Source organism: Micromonospora parva, assembly GCF_000718515.1.
Taxonomy (GTDB): Bacteria; Actinomycetota; Actinomycetes; order Mycobacteriales; family Micromonosporaceae; genus Micromonospora; species Micromonospora parva.
On the sequence record NZ_JNZS01000006.1, the window covers coordinates 1 to 18,509 of the forward strand.

15 protein-coding genes are annotated in these 18,509 nt (G+C 72.6%); 10 read left to right on the top strand and 5 right to left on the bottom strand.

The features are described 5' to 3' along the window. The first annotated feature begins 200 nt into the window (after positions 1–200). The gene (locus IF22_RS0108290; protein WP_030330064.1) at positions 201–1,115 is read left to right on the top strand and encodes an LLM class flavin-dependent oxidoreductase; all 915 of its coding nucleotides are present in this window, start codon (positions 201–203) and stop codon (positions 1,113–1,115) included. Between the two features lie 108 nt (positions 1,116–1,223). On the opposite strand, the gene IF22_RS0108295 is transcribed toward IF22_RS0108290, so the two are convergent. Further along, positions 1,224–2,465, bottom strand: a complete 1,242-nt coding sequence (locus tag IF22_RS0108295; RefSeq protein WP_030330066.1) for an extracellular catalytic domain type 1 short-chain-length polyhydroxyalkanoate depolymerase — start codon at positions 2,463–2,465, stop codon at positions 1,224–1,226. Positions 2,466–2,683: 218 nt separating this feature from the next. On the opposite strand from IF22_RS0108295, the gene IF22_RS0108300 reads away from it, so the two are divergent. The 3 genes from IF22_RS0108300 (at position 2,684) to IF22_RS0108310 (ending at position 5,683) form a co-directional block, all read left to right on the top strand. Next, positions 2,684–4,516 (top strand): DUF6311 domain-containing protein, encoded by a 1,833-nt coding sequence (locus IF22_RS0108300; protein WP_030330068.1) that lies wholly within the window; start codon positions 2,684–2,686, stop codon positions 4,514–4,516. 80 nt (positions 4,517–4,596) lie between these two features. Then, complete coding sequence (gene lipB / locus IF22_RS0108305; RefSeq protein WP_030330071.1) at positions 4,597–5,238, top strand: lipoyl(octanoyl) transferase LipB; 642 nt, start codon at positions 4,597–4,599, stop codon at positions 5,236–5,238. A 52-nt stretch (positions 5,239–5,290) separates the two neighbouring features. Next, on the top strand, positions 5,291–5,683 hold the full coding sequence (locus IF22_RS0108310; protein ID WP_030330073.1) for a VOC family protein: 393 nt from the start codon (positions 5,291–5,293) through the stop codon (positions 5,681–5,683). A gap of 45 nt (positions 5,684–5,728) precedes the next feature. Here the strand turns inward: IF22_RS0108310 and aspS are convergent, their stop codons facing one another. Next, entirely contained in the window at positions 5,729–7,015 is a 1,287-nt protein-coding gene (aspS, locus tag IF22_RS0108315; protein WP_030330075.1) for an aspartate--tRNA(Asn) ligase, read from the bottom strand. A gap of 445 nt (positions 7,016–7,460) precedes the next feature. On the opposite strand from aspS, the gene lipA reads away from it, so the two are divergent. Together lipA and IF22_RS0108325 are read left to right on the top strand one after the other, a co-directional pair. After that, the gene (gene lipA / locus IF22_RS0108320; protein WP_081883748.1) at positions 7,461–8,456 is read left to right on the top strand and encodes a lipoyl synthase; all 996 of its coding nucleotides are present in this window, start codon (positions 7,461–7,463) and stop codon (positions 8,454–8,456) included. 53 nt (positions 8,457–8,509) lie between these two features. Continuing rightward, entirely contained in the window at positions 8,510–10,186 is a 1,677-nt protein-coding gene (locus IF22_RS0108325) for a hypothetical protein (protein WP_030330079.1), read from the top strand. 14 nt (positions 10,187–10,200) lie between these two features. Here IF22_RS0108325 and IF22_RS0108330 read toward each other — a convergent pair whose 3' ends face one another. After that, positions 10,201–13,251 carry a helix-turn-helix transcriptional regulator gene (locus IF22_RS0108330; RefSeq protein WP_245233568.1) on the bottom strand — a complete coding sequence of 1,017 codons (3,051 nt, stop codon included), beginning with the start codon at positions 13,249–13,251 and terminating at the stop codon, positions 10,201–10,203. Beyond that, the gene (locus tag IF22_RS35335) at positions 13,248–13,418 is read right to left on the bottom strand and encodes a hypothetical protein (protein ID WP_167337283.1); all 171 of its coding nucleotides are present in this window, start codon (positions 13,416–13,418) and stop codon (positions 13,248–13,250) included. The genes IF22_RS0108330 and IF22_RS35335 overlap by 4 nt, the downstream gene beginning before the upstream one ends. A 206-nt stretch (positions 13,419–13,624) precedes the next feature. Here IF22_RS35335 and IF22_RS0108340 point away from each other — a divergent pair, with 206 nt between their 5' ends. Further along, positions 13,625–14,311 carry a DUF4191 domain-containing protein gene (locus tag IF22_RS0108340; RefSeq protein WP_030330083.1) on the top strand — a complete coding sequence of 229 codons (687 nt, stop codon included), beginning with the start codon at positions 13,625–13,627 and terminating at the stop codon, positions 14,309–14,311. A gap of 629 nt (positions 14,312–14,940) precedes the next feature. Here IF22_RS0108340 and IF22_RS0108345 read toward each other — a convergent pair. Beyond that, entirely contained in the window at positions 14,941–15,339 is a 399-nt protein-coding gene (locus IF22_RS0108345) for an RDD family protein (RefSeq protein ID WP_030330085.1), read from the bottom strand. A gap of 263 nt (positions 15,340–15,602) precedes the next feature. On the opposite strand from IF22_RS0108345, the gene glnA reads away from it, so the two are divergent. The 3 genes from glnA to IF22_RS0108360 all read left to right on the top strand — a co-directional run bounded on the left by glnA (position 15,603) and on the right by IF22_RS0108360 (position 18,473). Beyond that, a complete protein-coding gene (gene glnA, locus IF22_RS0108350; RefSeq protein WP_030330087.1) occupies positions 15,603–17,027 on the top strand; it encodes a type I glutamate--ammonia ligase in 1,425 nt (474 codons plus the stop codon). A 100-nt stretch (positions 17,028–17,127) separates the two neighbouring features. Beyond that, positions 17,128–17,493, top strand: a complete 366-nt coding sequence (locus IF22_RS0108355) for a PadR family transcriptional regulator (protein WP_030330089.1) — start codon at positions 17,128–17,130, stop codon at positions 17,491–17,493. Further along, positions 17,490–18,473, top strand: coding sequence for a hypothetical protein (locus tag IF22_RS0108360; protein WP_030330091.1), 984 nt, complete (start codon positions 17,490–17,492; stop codon positions 18,471–18,473). Before IF22_RS0108355 ends, IF22_RS0108360 begins: the two co-directional genes overlap by 4 nt. Positions 18,474–18,509 lie beyond the last annotated feature (36 nt).

Below are 18,509 nucleotides of genomic sequence, written 5' to 3' on the forward strand. Positions count from 1 at the left end.
CCCTAACCCCCACCCACCCACCCACCCACCACCATTTGCGTTGATCAAGAGGGTTGCGTCAGATTTCGGCTTCCGGATGACGCAAACCTCTTGATCAACAGGGGCGGGGGGGGTGGGGCTTCGCCCGGCCCCACCCTGGGTGGTTCGGCCCTCGGCAGAAATCGGCGGTCAGGGGGCCGGCGTGGGCCGAAGCTGGACCGATGGCGACTTTCTCCCTCCAGGCCACCCCGACCGACGCGGCGAGCTGGGCCGAGCTGGCCCGCCGGGCCGAGACCGCCGGCTTCGACGCCCTGCTCGCCGCCGACCACCCTGGCGACGTGACGTCACCGTTCGTGGCGCTGGCCGCTGCCGCCCCGGTCACCTCGACGATCGGGCTCGGCTCGTACGTGTCAAACCTCGGCGTACGGGAACCGATGCTGCTCGCGGCCGACGTGGCCACCCTCGATCTGATCTCCGGTGGACGGGCCCGGCTCGGTGTCGGCGCCGGTCACACCCCGGCGGAGTGGCGCGCCGTGGGCCGGGAACGCCCCGACGTGGCCGGGCGGGTCCGTCGTTGCGTGGCCGTCGCCGAGGCGGTCCGCGCCCTGCTCGACGGCGCCCCGGTCACCGTCGACACGGCCGAGCTGACGATGCGCGAGGCGGTGCTGCGCGAACCCCGGCCGGTGCAGGAACGGATCCCGCTCACGATGGGTACGGCGAACTCGGCCCTGCTGCGGTGGGCCGGCGCGCACGCCGACGTGGTCGGGCTGACCGGGTTCGGACGTACCCTCGCCGACGGCCACCAGCATGAGGCTCGCTGGCGGACCAACCAGATCGAGGCGCAGCTGGCCTGCGTGGCCGACGGCGCAGCCGGCCGGGCCGACCCGCCGGCGCTGGAGGCGCTGGTGCAGACGGTGATGGTCACCGACGACGCGGAGGCTGCCGCCGCGGAACAGGCCCGGCGCAACGGCATGACCGTCGCCGAGCTGTTGACCACTCCGTTCGTGCTGATCGGCACGGTGGACGAGATCATCACGGCGGTCGCGGAGCATGAACGGCGCTGGGGGGTGACCCGGTTCGTGGTTCGCGAGGCCGCGCTGGAGCCTCTCGCGCCGGTCCTGGCCCGGCTGACCTGATCCCACGCTGACGCCCCCGTTGATCAAGAGGATTGCGTCAGATTCCGGCTTCCGGATGACGCAAACCTCTTGATCAACAGGGGCAGGGGTGGGGGTGGGGGTGGGGGGTCAGCAGCCGATCACCCAGTGGTTGGGGGCGGTTTGCTTGAGGGCGGTGGTGTAGAAGGTGTTGTAGAGGCCCATCCGCTGGTTGGAGCCGTTGGCGTAGGCGTAGCCGCCGGACTGGTACGCCCGACCGGCCGTCACGTGCGCGTAGTTGCTGGCCGTCACGCAGACCGGCGCGGTGGTCGGCGTGGGGGTCGGGGTAACGGTCGGGGTCGGCGTGGGGGTGGGGGTGGCCGTCGGGGTCGGGGTCGGGGTCGGGTTGGTGCCGCCACCGTTCAGACCGAAGAAGAGCGCGTCACGGTACGTCGAGCAGATGGTGTCCAGGAAGTACGCGGTGGCGGTGCCGCACTGTTCGGCTGCGGAGCCCGGGTCGACCGGGGTGCCGTGGCCCATCCCGGAGATCCGGTAGAGCCGCACGTCGTCGTTGCCGTACACCTCGAGGCTGGTGTTGCCGGGCAGCGACGAGGTGCTGGTCGGGGTCTGCGACACGCCCCGGACGTTGGTCCACTGGTCGCGGGACTCGGTGCCGTTGAGCGGGGTGACGGTGGTGTCCGAGGTGCCGTGCCAGATCGCCACCCGGGGGCGCGGGCCGGTGTAGCCGGAGTACGCGCCACGGACCAGGTCGCCCCAGGCGGCCGGGGTCTTGTCCGCACCCGGGTTCATGCAGCTGAACGCGTTGACCATGCTGGTGGCGCAGCGGTACGGGATACCCGCGATGATCGACCCGGCGGCGAAGACGTCCGGGTAGGTGGCGAGCATGACCGCGCTCATCGCCCCGCCCGCGGAGAGCCCGCTGACGTACACCCGGGAGCCGTTCACTCCGAAGTTCGCCTTGGCGTGGTCGACCATCTGCTTGATCGACAGCGCCTCGCCCTGGCCTCGGGTGGTGTCGCCCGCCTCGAAGAAGTTGAAGCAGGAGTTGGCGTTGTTGCCGGACGGCTGCTGGGCGACGATCAGGGCGAACTTCCACTGGTCGGCGTACTTCTGCCAGCCGGAGTTGGCGAAGTAGCCGGAGGCGTTCTGGACGCACCCGTGCAGCAGGACGACGGCCGGGGAGTTGGCCGGCAGGTTGTCCGGCCGGTAGGCGTACATGGCGAGGTTGCCGGGGTTGGAGCCGAAACCGGTGACCTGGGTGAGGGTTGCGGCCTGGGCGGGTGCGGCGATGGCGACCACGCCCGCGGCGGCGAGGGCGACCCCGGCGACCGCACCGAGCAGCCGGGTGAGGATGGACGAGGAGCGGCGCACGGCGGCCTCCTGAGGGGGCGGACTGTGAACTGGGTCACGGTCGAGTTGCCGAGACGTTACGACGGTGTGTCGCCGCCATGACATGGCGCACACTCACACATTCACGACGGACGCTGTGTACGCCGAACCATCGACGAGGCGGACCTAATCCGTCCCCAACGGTCCCGTCCTTGCAGGTCTGACCGGCCCGTCCAGGTCCGGTTGGTAACGTCCGCTGCGTGCCGTCCTCCCCGTCGCTGGCCACCGGGCCCGCACCCGCGTCACCGCCGCGCGCAGTCCGGAACCGCCGGGCCGACCTGATCGTCGTGCTGGTGGCGCTCGCGCTCGCCGTCTGGGTGACCAGTGGGCTGTGGCGGGACCCGAACGTGCGGACCATCACCGTCAACTCCAGCGACCAGGCGCTGTTCGAGTGGCTGCTCGCCTTCGGCGGGCACGCGGTCACCCACGGGGAGAACCCGCTCTTCACCTACCTGATCAACGTCCCGGACGGCGTGAACCTCGCGGTCAACACGACGGTCACCGTGTACGCGGTGGTCTTCGCCCCGCTCACGTACCTCATCGGGCCGCCGGCCACGTTCCTGGTGATCCTCACCCTGAACCTGCTCGCCACGGCGTTGGCCTGGTACTGGCTGCTGTCGCGGCACCTGGTCCGCAGCCACCTGGCCGCCGGGGTGGGCGCGCTGTTCATCGCCTACTCCCCCGGCATGGTGTCGCACGCCAACGCGCACCTGAACTGGACCGCCGGTTGGCTGGTGCCGCTGCTGATCTGGCGGCTGTTCGCGCTGCGCCGCCCGGGGCACTGGCTCCGCGACGGGGTGATCCTCGGCGTGCTGGTCGCGGTGGCCTTCTCGATCGCCGCCGAAGGGCTCTTCTTCACCGCGCTGGCGCTGGGCGTGTTCGTCGCCATCTGGGCGCTGCACCCGGCCAACCGGGCCGAGGCGCGCGCCGCACTGCCCAATTTTCTGCGCGGGCTCGGGGTGACCGCGGTGGTCGCCGGGGTGCTGTTGTCGTACCCGCTGTGGTTGCACTTCGCCGGGCCACAACGGTTCCACGGCACCGGCTTCGACCCGGTGATCCACTCCGAGGACATCGCGGCGTTCGCCGCCTTCCCGCGCCGCTCGCTGGCCGGCGAGGTCGGGTTGGGCACCTCGCTGGCACCCAACCCGACCGAGGAGAACTCGTTCTTCGGCATCCCGCTGCTGGTGCTCACAGTGGTCTGCTTCATCGCGCTCTGGCGTCGGGCCGACGCGCACCGCCGGGCCACCCTCTGGGCGCTGGGCGTCGTCGCCCTGATCTTCACGGTGCTCTCCTTCGGTCCGGTCGCCAAGATCGACGGCCGACGCACCGACCTCCCCATGCCGTTCGACCTGCTCGGACAACTGCCGGTGGTGAATGCCGCGCTACCGGCCCGGCTGGCGCTGGTGGTCGCGCCGGTGGTGGGGCTGTTGCTGGCGTACACGATCGACCAGTTGCGCGCCGCACCACTGCGGCACCGCTCCACGGAGCTGGCCTGGCTGGTCGGTTTCGTGGTGGCCCTGGCGCCGCTGCTGCCCACCCCGCTGCTGACCGACGAGCGGGAGCCGATCCCGGAGTTCATCACCTCCGGCACCTGGCGGGAGTACGTGTCACCCGACGGGGTGCTGACCCCGCTGCCGCTGACCGTGGACATCTACCCGGACGGCCAGCGGTGGCAGGCGTACGCGTTGTCGCACCGGCAGGGCGAGTTCGCCATTCCGGGCGGCTTCTTCCTCGGCCCCGGCGGGCCGGACGGGCGGGGCCGGATCGGTCCGGTGCCGCGCACCCTGAGCGCCTTGATGGACCAGGCCGGCCGGACCGGGCTGGTTCCCATCATCACCGACGGGTCGATCCGGGAGGTCCAGTCGGACCTGCGGCACTGGCGCATCGAGACGGTGGTGCTCGCCGACCAGGTGCACGGCGCGAAGTTCGAGGTGGACGAGGAGGCTCTGCGGCGTACCGCCACCGCCCTGTTCGGCGAACCGCAGCGGGTCGACGACGTCTGGCTCTGGCGGATCCCACCGGCTGACCGGTAGCCCCCGACCCCCGTGGTGATCTTCGCCGGTGAGGCGGCTCACCAGGGAAGATCGCCCATGGCGGGACTAGGCTTGATGCCGTGACAACGACGACCCCCGGCCTGACGGCCGTTCGTGCCGGCCTGCTCGACTACCAGGCCGCCTGGGACGAGCAGCGACGCCTGCACGAGTCGGTGGTGGCTGGCGAGCGCGGCGACACCGTGCTGCTGCTGGAGCACCCCAGCGTCTACACCGCCGGCAAGCGCACCGAACCGTGGGACCGGCCGATGGACGGCACTCCGGTCGTCGACGTGGACCGCGGCGGCAAGATCACCTGGCATGGGCCGGGGCAGCTCGTCGGTTACCCGATCCTGCGCCTGCCCGACCCGGTGGACGTGGTGGCCTACGTGCGCCGGACCGAAGAGCTGCTCATCGACGTGTGCGCCGAGTTCGGGCTGAGCGCCGGCCGGGTCGAGGGGCGCAGCGGGGTCTGGGTGCCCGCCGACGACCGGGGGCCGGCCCGCAAGGTGGCCGCCATCGGCATCCGGGTGGCCCGGGGCGTCACCCTGCACGGCTTCTCGATCAACTGTGACTGCGACCTGACGTACTTCGACCGGATCGTGCCGTGCGGCATCCGGGACGCCGGCGTCACCTCGCTCACCGCCGAGCTGGGCCGCCCGATCAGCGTCGCCGACGTGCTCCCGGTGGTCGAGCGTCGGCTCTCCACCCTCGTCACGCTCTGAGCAGGCCCGGCCGCGCGCCGGGGTGACCGAGGGTCGGCCTATCCTCGGGCCAATGCAGATCGACCTCGTCACCGTTGTCGTCACCGAGTACGACCCGGCCATCGCCTTCTTCACCGGGGCACTCGGCTTCGAGTTGGCCGAGGACTCCCCGTCGCTGACCAACGACGGGCGGCCGAAGCGCTGGGTGGTGGTCCGCCCGCCGGGCGGCGGCACCGGGTTGCTGCTGGCCCGCGCCGACGGCGAGCGGCAGGAGGCCGCGGTGGGCGACCAGACCCACGGCCGGGTCGGGTTCTTCCTCCAGGTCGACGACTTCGACGCCACGTACCGCCGGATGGTCGAGATGCACGTCGAGTTCGTCAAGCCGCCGCGCACCGAGCCGTACGGCAAGGTCGCTGTCTTCCGCGACATCGCCGGCAACCTCTGGGACCTGCTCGGCCCCGCCTGAGCCCCGCTGCCGGCCCACCCGATCGGATGGGCCGGCAGGGCAGCCCTACGGAGTCAGGCGGTGCAGGTCACGCGGGAACGCGGTGACCTCCCGGATGTTGGCCGCGCCGACCAGCCGGGCCACGAACCGTTCCAGGCCGATGGCGAAGCCGCCGTGCGGCGGCATGCCGTGCCGGAACGCGTCCAGATAGCCGGCGTACGGCTCGACCGGCTCACCCCGGGCCGCCAACGCCGCCAGGTAGTCGGCGTGCCGGTGCAGCCGCTGCCCGCCGGTGACCAGTTCCAGACCCCGAAAGAGCAGGTCAAAACCGTTCGAGTACGCGGGCCGCTCCGGGTCCGGGTGGGTGTAGAAGGGCCGCTTCGCCATCGGGTAGCCGGTGACGTAGAGGAAGTCCGACCCGTGTTCGCGGCGGGCCCACTCGCCCAGCGCCCGTTCGTGGGCGGGCGCGAGGTCCGGCTCGTCGGCGGGCGCGCCGGCGATCGCCAACGCCTCGGTGAAGTGCACCGCCGGGATCTCCGCCGGCACCTGCGGCGCGGTGACGCCGAGCGTCGCCAGGGCCCCGCCGGCCCGCTCGTCCACCGCGCCCAACATGCCGGCCAGTGTGTCGCGCAGCACCCGCATCACGTCGGAGTGGTCGGCAACGAAGCCCAGCTCCGCGTCGAGCGACGTGTACTGCGCGAGGTGCCGGACGGTGTCGTGCGGCTCGGCCCGGAAGACCGGCCCCACCTCGTAGACACGTTCGAAGACGCCGACCATGAGCTGCTTGTAGAACTGCGGCGACTGGGCCAGGTACGCGGGCCGGCCGAACCAGTCCAGCGCGAACACGTTCGCGCCGCTCTCGGTGCTGGAGCTGACCACCTTCGGCGTGTGGATCTCCACGAAGTCGCGGGCGTCGAGCGCGGTCCGGAACCCGGCCACCGCGGCCGCCGAGATCCGCAGCGCGGCCGAGCGGGTGGGGTGCCGCAGCGCGGTGGGCGCGTGGTCCAGCTGGGTGGGCAGGCTCGCGGTGAGCGCCGGCCGGTACAGGTCGAACGGTGGCGGCGCGGCGGGCGGCCCCAGCGGACGTACCGTCGGGTCGGTCAGCTCGACCCCGGCGGGCGCGGTGCCGTTCGCGGTGGCCGTGGCGGTGACCTCGACGACCGTCTCCTCGGTGAGTTTCTCCAGTTCGGCGCGGACGGCCGGGTCGGTGACGACCACCTGGGCCAGGCCGGCGGCGTCCCGCACGATCAGGAAGGCCACCGACTTGAGCAGTCGGCGGCGGTGCACCCAGCCGGCGATCCGCACTGTCGTGCCGATGCTGGCGGGCAGGTGATGGGACAGGGTTCGTTGCATGGCGCGCTGCTCCTCGGTCGATCGCGACGCCGTCGCCGCCCGGGGGAAGCGATGCGTCGCATCAGCCCCAGGCAGGTGTGGGCGAGCGGGAACCTCGCGGTGCCACCACACCTTCACCCCCGCCGAAGCGGAGGCCTCGTTCGTCGCCTGATGACCGGGGCCAGCCGGGCGAGCTCTACTAGGCGTTTCGCCGTTCTGCCCGCAGCTCGGGAGGGTCTTCGCGCCCCGGCGCCAGACCGCCTCTCAGCACCGGCGGCTCTCTGCACTGGCGGGGTCGGGACGCTACTTGGCTCCGTCATCGCTGTTGGCGGTGACCGTAGCAGCCGAATCCCGCTCGTGTGACGCACATTTTCGACACCCCGGTGTCCGGCGTCACAAGGTTTGGGGCGTGACGCCGGTCGCCTGACGCACATAGACACCTGCCGTCGGGCGTAGGCTCGTTTTCGTGACGATCGAGCACTCCGCGCCGACGACCGGCCAGGCAGCGCGCACCGCAACGGCGGCCCCCGAGGGGCGGCGTCTGCTGCGGATCGAGGCGCGCAACGCCGAGACGCCGATCGAGCGCAAACCGCCATGGATCAAGGTCAAGGCCAAGATGGGCCCGGAGTACACCCAGCTGCGCGGGCTCGTCTCGCGCGAGGGGCTGCACACCGTCTGCCAGGAGGCCGGCTGCCCCAACATCTACGAGTGTTGGGAAGACCGGGAGGCCACCTTCCTCATCGGTGGTGACCAGTGCACCCGGCGCTGCGACTTCTGCCAGATCGACACCGGAAAGCCGGCCGAGTTCGACGCCGACGAGCCGCGCCGGGTCGCCGAGTCGGTGGTCTCGATGGGGCTGCGCTACGCCACCATCACCGGTGTCGCCCGCGACGACCTGCCCGACGGCGGCGCGTGGCTGTACGCCGAGACCGTCCGGCAGATCCACGCCCTGCAGCCGGGTTGCGGCGTCGAGCTGCTGATCCCCGACTTCAACGCCGTCCCCGAGCAGTTGGCCGAGGTTTTCGGCTCCCGCCCGGAGGTGTTGGCGCACAACGTGGAGACCGTGCCGCGCATCTTCAAGCGCATCCGCCCGGCGTTCCGCTACGACCGTTCGCTGGACGTGATCCGGCAGGCCCGCGCCGACGGCCTGGTCACCAAGAGCAACCTCATCCTGGGCATGGGCGAGGAGCGGGCCGAGGTCTCGCAGGCGCTGCGTGACCTGCACGAGGCCGGCTGCGAGCTGATCACCATCACCCAGTACCTGCGCCCCTCCCCCCGCCACCACCCGGTGACCCGCTGGGTCAAGCCGGAGGAGTTCGTGGAGCTGCGGGAGGAGGCCGAGGAGATCGGCTTCGCCGGGGTGATGAGCGGGCCGCTGGTGCGTTCGTCGTACCGGGCCGGCCGGCTGTACCAGCAGGCCATCGACGCCCGCGCCGCCGCCTCGGTCGTCACCGTCAGCTGACTCCGCCGGCAACGCCGCGCGGCCGTTCGACGTCCGGGTGTCATGATCCTGTGATGACCGTCGGCGTACGCGAGCAGCCGCGCGGCGCGGGCGCGCCCCGCCCGCGTCCCGGCGCACGTGCCAGCCTGGTCGGTTGGCTCACCGGGTTGGCAGTGCTCGCCGGCGTGGGTTACCGGCTCTGGCTGCTGCGGCAGGCCGCGCCGCCGACGAACAGCGACGAGGCCACCATGGGGCTGGCCGCGCTGCACATCGCCCGGGGCGAGGGTTTCCCGATCTGGTTCTACGGCCAGCAGTACATGGGCACGCTGGAGGCGTACCTGGCCGCGCCGGTGTTCGCCGTGGCCGGTGGGCCGTCGCTGCTCGGGCTGCGGTTGCCCACGCTGGCCCTGTACGCGCTGTTCCTGCTGCTGGCCTGGCGGTTGACGCTGCGGCTGACCGGGGACCGGTGGTTCGGGCTGCTGATGGTCGTGCTGCTGGCCCTCGGCTCCGACCGGATCGTCAAGAACCAGCTGATCGCCGGCGGCGGCTACCCCGAGATGAACGTGGCCGCGGCGGCGCTGGCCCTGCTCGCCGTGGACCTGGCCACCGACCGTCCCGGGCCGTCGGCCGACACCGGGCGGCAGTGCTGGCGGCTGGCGCGCTGGGCCACCTGGGGGTTCCTGGCCGGTCTGATGCTCTGGGTCGACCCGCTCGTGCTGCCGTACGTCGCGGCGACCGGGGCGGTCCTCGTCGCGTTCCGCCGCCGGGAACTGTGGGGTGCCGCCGGGGCGCTGCTCGGGGTGGCGGCCGTGCTGGGCGCGGCCCCGCTGCTGCTGCACAGCCTGCTGACCGGGCGCAACCCGCTGCACGCCGTGCTCGTGGCCAGCGGCGCGAACGCCAGCGCGGGCTGGGCGGACCGGCTGCACGGCGGTCTGGTGCTCGGCCCGCCGCTGGGCATGGGCTTCTGCGCTCCCGGCCAGTGCGCCACCTGGCAGCTGTGGTGGGCACTCGTCCTGCCGCTGCTGCTGGCCGTCGCCGCCGGCACCGCCTGGCGGGTCCTGCGCACCGCCGACAGTGGCCCCGCCGAGGTCGGCCCCGGCGCGGTGTCGCCCCGGGTGGCGGCGGCGGTCCGGCTGGCGCTCGTGCTGGCCGCGCTGGCCACCCTCGGGGCGTACACCGTGAGCAGCGCCGCCGGGCTCACGCCGGTGGAGAGTTCCCGCTACCTGTCCTGCCTGCTCGTCTCCCTGCCGGCGCTGCTCTGGCCGGTGTGGACGGTGGCCCGGCGTGGGCTGCGACCGGCGGCGACCGGCCGGCACGGCGTCCGGTCGACGGTGGCCCGCTCGGTCGCGGTGCTGCTGCTCGCCACCACCGTGGGTACCGCCACTCACGCCACCTGGCGGGCGGCGCAGACCGTCGGGGCGACCCGGGCCGCCGAAGCCCGGCACGCCGAGTTGGTGAGCACCCTGCGTCAGCTCGGCGTACGGCACGTGCGCGCCGGTTACTGGACCTGCAACCGGCTCACCTTCGCCACCGCGGAGCGGGTGGTCTGCGCGGTCGTCGACGACAACCTCCGCCCCGGGTTCGACCGCTACCCCGGGTACCGGCGGGAGGTGGACAGCGCGACGGCGCCGGCCTGGGTCGCGCCGGCCGGCTCGCCGCTGGCCGGGGTGCTCGACGAGCGGCAGCGGGTCGCGCCGGGCAGCCTCGACCTGGTCACGATCGAGGGCTGGCGCATCTACCTGCCGCGCTGATCCCGCAGCCGCTGTCAGCGCGGCGCGGCGGCCTCGGTGAGCAGGCCCAGGCGGTGGGCCAGGGCGGCGGCCTCCACCCGGTTGGACACGCCCAGCTTCGCGATGATCCGGGAGACGTGCACGCTTGCCGTCTTCGGCGAGATGAACAACCGCTCGGCGATCCGGCTGTTGCTGTGCCCCTCTGCGACCAACCGCAGCACCTCCCGCTCCCGGGCGGTCAGCAGGTCCGCGCCGGCCCCGCCCCCGGCCGCACCGCGCAGGCCGACCCGCCGCGCCAGGGTGGTTGCCGCCTCGACCAGCGGCGCCGCGCCCAACCGCCGGCCGATCTCGGTGGCCTCGGTGACCGCAGCCGCCGTCTCGTCGCGTTCCCCGGCGGCGGCGGTCACCTCGGCCAGCGCGAGCAGTGCCCGGCCCAGCGGGTACGGCTGCCCGTCGGCCCGCCACGCGTCGACCGCCGCGCGCCACGCCGGCAGCGCCTGGTCGCCGACCGCGAGCAGCGCGCCGACCTGGGCGGCGTGCGCCCGGGCCGCCGGGTGCCGCGCCGGCAGGTCGGCGGCGAGCGTCGCCACGGCGGCGGCCAGCTCCCGGTCACCCACCCGGGCCGCGGTACGCGCGGCGGCGCTGAGCACCGGCCAACCCTCGCGGGGCAGCTGCGGCAGGCTCTCGTCGGTCACCGCGACGCGGGCCGCCCGGACCGCCTCGACCTTGTCGTCAGCGGCCAGCGCCGCCTCGATCGCCAGCTCGTGCAGGGGCAGCCGGTGGTTCGGCCACAGGTACGGCCGGTTGAGGAAGGTGAGCGCCCGGTCGACCAGTTCGTCGGCGCCCGGATGGGCGCGGGCCAGCCGCAGCCCGGCGCCCAGCTGGAGCCAGTGCAGCCCGGTCACACCCGACAGGTCGATCCGGGCGGCCTCCGCGCAGACCGCCTCGGCCTCGTCCCACCGGCCCAGCGCGATGAGCGCCTCGGCCCGGTTGGAGAGCAGGTACGCCCCGGTGGAGCGGCTGATCCCCACCCGACGCGCCTCGGTCGCCCCGGCCTCGGCGGCCTGCGCGGACTCGGCGTAGCGGCCCAACTCGCAGAGCATGTCCGACTCGAAGACCATGGCGAGCACCAGGGTGGGCGCGTCGCCGGCGGCACGGGCTGCGGCCGCCGCCTGGCCCAGCTCGGCCAGCCCTCCGGTGAGGTCCCGCTCGCCGTGGCAGAGCAGCGCGATCCGCGTCGACAGCAGGGCCACCTGCTCTCCGAGCGCCTCGGCATCGGCGGCGGCCTCGGCTGCCACCCGGGCCGCCTTCTTCGGGTCAATCTTGACCAGGTGGGTGGCGATGTCGGCCAGCAGCCGAACCCGCTCCACGCCGGGCGGGCCACCGGCCGCCAGCCGGTACGCCTCGTCCAGCTCCCGGCTGCCGTCGCTCTTGCCGAGCAGGGCCATCAGTCGACCGCGCTGGTCCAGCAGGCGGGCGGCGCGCAGCGGCGCGGCGTCGGCGTCCACCTCGGCCAGTCCCGCCCGGGTCAGGGTGATAGCCCGACTGAAGTCGCCGGCGGTGACCGCCGCGTCCAGGGTCTGCTCCAGCAGCGCCAGGTGATCCATGCCGAGCAGGTCGGCGGCGTCCGGCACCAGCTCCCACAACTCCAGCGCCCGCTCCAGCAGTCGGCGCTGCTCGGCGTACGCGTACCGGTCGGCGGCGGCGCACGCGGCGGCTCGTGCGGCGACGAGGGCACGCGGGTGGTCGTGCGCGGCGTACCAGTGGTGGGCGATCTCGGCCGGGGCCCGGCCGGCGGCGACCAGGTGCGGCTGGGCCTCGATGGCGGCGGCGAAGCGGGCGTGCAGCCGGGCGTGCTCACCGGGCAGCAACTCGTCGTGCACGGCCTCGCGGACCAGCGCGTGGCGGAACTCGTAGTCACCGTCCGGGTCGGCCACCACCAGTTGGGCGGCGACGGCGGCGCGCAGCGCGTCCTCCAACTCGGCCTCGGGCAGCCCGGCGACCTCGGCGAGCAGGTCGTGGGCGAACCGGGTGCCGCCGGCGGCGGCGATCCGCAACACCCGCTGGGCCGGCTCGGGAAGCCGGTCCACCCGGGCCAGCAGCAGGTCACGCAGCGTCTCGGGGAGCGCCGCGCAGCCGATCGGGTCACCGGCGACGGCCAGTTCCTCGATGAAGAAGGGGTTGCCCTGGGTGCGGTCGTGGACGTCGTCGACGGCGCGGGCCAGCGGTTCGGCGCCGAGCAGGTCGGCGAGGATCGCGGCGGTGCCGTCGCGGTCCAGGCGGCCCAGCTCGACCCGCTCCACACCCCGGGCCCGGTCCAGCTCGGCGAGGAACGGCCGCAGCGGGTGCCCGCGCTGCAACTCGTCGGTGCGGTAGGTGCAGACCAGCAACAGCCGACCCGGCCTCGCCGCCCGGACGAGGAACCCGATGAGGTCGCGGGTGGAGCGGTCGGCCCAGTGCAGGTCCTCGATGATCAGGACCAGCGGGCGAGCGTCGGCCAGCCGCTGGAACAACTCGGCGACCAGGTCGAACAGGTAGCCGCGCGGGGCGTCGCTGAGTGCGGCGGCACGCGGTGCGGCCAGCGCCACTGAGGTGCGGCCCAGCTCCGGCAGGAGCGGGGCGAACTCCGCCTCGTAGCCGGCGAAGACCTCGGGGCCGTCGGCGCGCAGCACCGCGCGCAACGCGGCGGCGAACGGGGCGAACGGCAGACCCGCCTCGCCCAGCTCCAGGCACTGGCCGACGAGGACCCGGGCCGCGCCGTCGGTGGCCCAGCCGGCGAACTCCTCCAGCAGCCGGGTCTTGCCCACGCCGGCCTCGCCGCCGACCAGCACCGTGGTCGGCTCCCCGGCCCGCGCCCGGCCCAGCGCGTGGCGCAGGGCCGCGGTCTCGCGGTGACGCCCGACGAGGACGGAACTGGCGGCGCGCACTGTCACGTGTTCGAGCATGCCATGGCGGGCGACCGGGCCGACCCCGCCGATCGGCCGGTGGCCGGGCGGCGGGGTCGGATCGGGTCGAGCGGGCACCCCATCAGGTGCCGTGAACGTGGCGACCGCGGTGGAGGTGGCGGCCGCGCTGGGCGCGGTCACCGGCGGGCGTCGTCGGTGCGACCGGCCTGCCTGCGCCGGCCCAACCACCCACGGCTTACCGGACGTGACAGCGACCGGGCGAGCCGGTCGGCGGCCGCGTCGGCGCGCAGCTCGGCGGCGTGGGTACGGTGCAGGGTGAGCAGGAAATCGCTGTCGTTGCCGAACATCTCGGGCTCCTTCGGGCGTCGTCGTCTTCTGCTGACGACTCTCCGCGCGAAGGCCCCACCCGGGCATGGGCACGGCGCCTCATCTTCCCCGCCCACAGCCTCCTTACCCGGCCCGTCCGGGCGCGTACGGCGACGTAAGGTACTCAGCTGCCCGGGCACCCGGACGCGGATCAACCGGGCCGGCGGCGACCACTAGACTCTGCGGCATGGCAAAGCCCCAGGAGAAGGTCTCGTTCGGCCAGCGGCTGAAGCAGATCGGGATGGTGTTCCAGTTCACCGCCAAGCAGGACCGGTGGTTCGCGCCGTTGGTCGCCGCGGCGGTGCTGATCCCGCTCGCGCTCACCGTGGTCGCGGTCATCCTCTGGGGCTGGATCTGGCTGCCGCTGGGCATCCTGTTCATCCTGCTCGCGGTGCTGATCGTGCTCAACCTGCGATCCAACAAGGCGATGATGAACGCCGCCGAGGGGCAACCCGGCGCGGCGGCGCAGATCATGGAGAACATGCGCGGCGACTGGCGGGTGACCCCGGCGGTCAGCTCGACCACCCAGATGGACATGGTCCACCTGGTGATCGGCCGTCCGGGCGTGATCCTGCTGGCCGAGGGCAACCCGCAGCGGGTGCGCGGCCTGCTCGGCCAGGAGAAGCGGCGGCTGTCCAAGGTGATCGGCTCCGCTCCCCTGCACGACTACGTGATCGGGCAGGAGGAGGGCGAGCTGCCGATCCGCAAGCTCCGCACGACGCTGCTGCGCCTGCCCCGCGCCCTCTCCGGCAAGGACGTCAACTCGCTGGACAAGCGGCTCAAGGCGCTCACCGCCCGGCCGCAGATGCCCAAGGGCGCGATCCCGAAGAACATGCGGCCGCCAGGCGCCTTCCGCCAGTCGCGGGGCCGCTGACTCCTCAGTCGTACGCGCAAAGAGCCGGACCCGTACGGGTCCGGCTCTTTCGTCGTACACCCGCATCGCGCCCGGCCGCCCCCAGCACGCCAGTTGCCCCCGCCCCGCGCCCAACGCTGCGCGCCCAGCGCGACGCGGCGCGGCCCAGCGCCGGCACGGCGCGGCCCAGCGCCGGCGCAAGATCGTGCTCGATCATTGATCTCGATCATTGATGTAGTGGCCTCGTGCGCGGTGGATGTCCACTACATCCTGGATTGAGTGCGATCTTGCAGGTCTTGGTCCTGCGAGTCACGCGGATCCGTCGCTCACGCGGCCCGCTTCGCTGCGACGGGCCCTGCCGCACAGGCGGGCCCTGGCGCGCAGGCCGGCCCGGCGCGCAGGCCGGCCCGGCGCGCAGGCGGCGGGGGCTGGCTGCTGCCGGTTTGATTCCCCTGGTCGCTGGCGACCTTGGCCCTGCGCCTCGGCGTGCCAGGCCGAACCCCCTGCCGCGAACGAGCCCTGCCGGTCACGCAGGCTGCCGGTCACGCACACCCTGCCCGGCACGCACCCCGCCCGGCACGCACACCCCGCCCGGCACGCAGGCAGTGCTGGGCAGGGCGGCGACCCGGGATCGACCTTGAGGGGGCGGGTCAGCCGCGGGGAGCGTCGACGATGACCGAGTCGGCGAGGCGGTCGTGCAGGCCCCGGCGGTGCTCGTCCATGATCAGCGCGGGGACGACCAGGGCCAGCAGCAGGCCCCGGATCAGCCCCCGGAGCACGCCGATCCGGCCGCCGTCGTGCCAGTTCACGCAGCGGATCTTGGTGATGTACATACCTGGCGTCTGGGCGAACAGGCCGAGGAAGATGCCGTACACCAGGACCAGTACCAGCACCGGGGCCCAGCCGTCGCGTACCGGGTCGGCGAAGAGGTTGGACGCCAGCAGGCAGAGCACCCAGTCGATGATCAGCGCCCCGAACCGCCGGCCGAGGCTCGGCGCGGTGAAGGTGGGGTCGGTGGCCGGCGCTGCCGGGAGGTGCGGATTGGTCACAGCGCTCAAGGGTATCCGCGCCGGTATGAGGGTCTGCCGGGTGCCGCCGCCACTGTGTGCCGATTCAGGCCAAAGGCATCAGATGTCACTACACTGGCACAGTCGGTACGGCGTTCCTGGCGGGCCGCAGGCGTGGACACGGGCGTCGCTGACCCTCCGCGAGGGACGTAACACGGCAGAAACAACGGAGACACGGCCGGGCAACCCCCCGGCCCTAGCGTCGCCAGAAGCCTAGCCACCCCGTGGACGTGCCAGGAGGATGTGTGTTCGCCAATCCCGAGGAACTGCTGCGATACCTCAAGAACGAGGACGTGAAGTTCGTCGACGTTCGTTTCTGTGACCTGCCCGGCGTGATGCAGCACTTCAACCTGCCGGTCGAGTCCGTCAACGACGACCTCTTCACCGACGGCCTCGCGTTCGACGGTTCGTCGATCCGCGGTTTCCAGGCGATCCACGAGTCGGACATGCTCCTGCTCCCGGATGTCGCCACCGCGTTCATCGACCCGTTCCGCGCGCAGAAGACGCTCGCGCTCAACTTCTTCATTCACGACCCGTTCACCCGCGAGGCCTACAGCCGCGACCCGCGCAACGTCGCGAAGAAGGCCGAGGCGTACCTGGCGGCGAGCGGCATCGCCGACACCGCGTACTTCGGCGCGGAGGCGGAGTTCTACATCTTCGACTCGATCCGCCACGAGACCTCGGCGCACCAGTCGTTCTACTACATCGACTCGGTCGAGGGCGCGTGGAACACCGGCCGCGAGGAGCCGGGCGGCAACCGCGGCTACAAGACCGCGTACAAGGGCGGCTACTTCCCGGTTCCGCCGGTCGACCACTACGCCGACCTGCGGGACTCGATCGTGCGCCGGCTGGTCGACACCGGTTTCACCGTGGAGCGTTCGCACCACGAGGTGGGCACCGCCGGTCAGTCCGAGATCAACTACAAGTTCTCGACGCTGCTGCACGCCGCCGACCAGCTCCAGCTCTTCAAGTACATCGTGAAGAACGAGGCGTGGGCCAACGGCAAGACCGCGACGTTCATGCCCAAGCCGCTCTTCGGTGACAACGGCTCCGGCATGCACACCCACCAGAGCCTCTGGCTCAACGGTGAGCCGCTGTTCTACGACGAGACCGGCTACGCGGGTCTGTCCGACATGGCCCGCTGGTACATCGGCGGTCTGCTGCACCACGCGCCGTCGCTGCTGGCCTTCACCAACCCGACGGTCAACTCGTACCGCCGCCTGGTGCCGGGCTTCGAGGCGCCGGTCAACCTGGTCTACTCGCAGCGCAACCGGTCCGCCTGCACCCGCATCCCGGTGACCGGCAGCAACCCGAAGGCCAAGCGCGTCGAGTTCCGCGTTCCGGACCCGTCGGCCAACGTCTACCTGGCCTTCTCGGCCATGATGATGGCCGGCCTCGACGGCATCAAGAGCAAGATCGAGCCGCCGACGCCGATCGACAAGGACCTCTACGACCTCCCACCGGAGGAGTGGGGCGACGTCAAGCAGGTGCCGGGCTCGCTGCCGGCAGTGCTCGACTCGCTGGAGGCCGACCACGACTACCTGCTCGACGGTGGCGTCTTCACCCCCGACCTGATCTCCACCTGGGTCGACTGGAAGCGCGCCAACGAGGTCGACCCGGTGCGCCTGCGCCCGACCCCGCACGAGTTCGCCATGTACTACGACTGCTGAGCAGTCACCGCACCACCGGCCGGGCCGGCTCCGCGTCAACGGAGCCGGCCCGGCCCGTTTCGACCCCCCGCCATGCCTTCGCGTCCGATATATTGCGACGGTGGACACACCGCTACGCGAACCCACCTTCCTGATCCTCACCGCGCTCGCCGCCGAGCCGATGCACGGCTACGGGCTGATCCACGAGGTCGCCGCCCTCTCCGACAACCGCGTGTCGCTTCGCCCCGGGACGCTCTACGGGGCCCTCGACCGGCTCGTCGACGCCGGCCTCGTCGAGGTCGACCGGGAGGAGGTGGTGGACGGTCGGCTGCGTCGCTACTACCGCCTCTCCCCCGGCGGCGAGACCACGTTGAGCGCCGAGACCGAGCGGCTGCGTCGCAACGTCGAAGCCGCAACCACCCAACTCTCCAAGCGGGCTCGCGCCGCCCGCCCCGTCACCCCGCGTACGGTCGGAGGGCTGGCATGAACGACCTGGAACGGCGTTACCTCCGGCTGTTGCGCGCGTACCCCGCCGAGTACCGGCGCGCCCGCGGCGCCGAAATCGTCGGCACCTACCTCGACCTGGCCGCCAGTGACCAACGCTGGCCCACACCGCCGGACGCCGCGGACCTGGTGCGCGGCGGCCTCCGCCAGCGGCTGCGGGCCGCGGGCGTCACCGGTCTGATTCCCGGGGTACGCCTCGCGGCGCTGCTGTCCCTCGTCACCGCTAGCGCTCTCGCTGGTGTGTGGGGTGCGGCAGAGCAACATCCGCCGCCCGCGGAGTGGGGAGTCCCGCACGTCGGCCCCTTCGTCTCGCTCGGTGTCGTCGCGTGGGCGGCATGGTTGCTGGTGGCGGTGGTGACGGCCGTCGCGCCGAGTCGGGTCGCCCGGCTGTCCATCACCGTCGCGCTCCTGCTCACTCTGGCGCTGCCGCCGGTGGCCGCTGTGCTCGACGCCCCCCGACCACCGCTGTTCGTGCTTCTGCCGCAGGTGGTCCTGGGCCTGCTCGGGCTCGCCCTGCCCGACCGACTTCCGACGGCGATCCGGCTCACGCCACTGCTGTCCGCACTGTTGACGCTGGTGGCGACGGAGTTGCTGGTCGGCTTGGACGCAGTCGACAGCTACTACGGCATCACCATGACGATCTTCCTGCCCTCCGTCGGCGGACTGCTGCTTGTCGTCGGGGCGCTGCTGGCGACGGGTTTGGCTGCGGGCGGGGACACCCGCGGCGGCTGGGCGCTCGTCACACTGCTCACCCCCGCCGGCTTCCTGACGGTGCCCGGCCTGGCTGACAGCCTCAACTCGGCACACGGTGGTGTCACCTTCACGGACCTGGCCGCGAGCGCGGTCGCCGTCGCGGTCGTCGGTCCGGCCGTACTGCTCCTGACAGTCCTCGTTCGCGCCCGCCGGCCTGCCACCACCCCGACCCCGAGCCGACAGTGCCCCACCTGTGGAACGCGGGCCTGACCGCTCATGATCGTGCTCGATCCTGGATGTAGTGGC

Excerpts from the sequence above, each read along its gene's own strand:
- IF22_RS0108290 (WP_030330064.1), top strand. The coding sequence starts at position 201 with ATGGCGACTTTCTCCCTCCAGGCCACCCCGACCGACGCGGCGAGCTGG.
- IF22_RS0108310 (WP_030330073.1), top strand. The coding sequence starts at position 5,291 with ATGCAGATCGACCTCGTCACCGTTGTCGTCACCGAGTACGACCCGGCC.
- aspS (WP_030330075.1), bottom strand. The coding sequence starts at position 7,015 with ATGCAACGAACCCTGTCCCATCACCTGCCCGCCAGCATCGGCACGACA.
- IF22_RS0108325 (WP_030330079.1), top strand. The coding sequence starts at position 8,510 with ATGACCGTCGGCGTACGCGAGCAGCCGCGCGGCGCGGGCGCGCCCCGC.
- IF22_RS35335 (WP_167337283.1), bottom strand. The coding sequence starts at position 13,418 with ATGTTCGGCAACGACAGCGATTTCCTGCTCACCCTGCACCGTACCCAC.
- IF22_RS0108340 (WP_030330083.1), top strand. The coding sequence starts at position 13,625 with ATGGCAAAGCCCCAGGAGAAGGTCTCGTTCGGCCAGCGGCTGAAGCAG.
- IF22_RS0108360 (WP_030330091.1), top strand. The coding sequence starts at position 17,490 with ATGAACGACCTGGAACGGCGTTACCTCCGGCTGTTGCGCGCGTACCCC.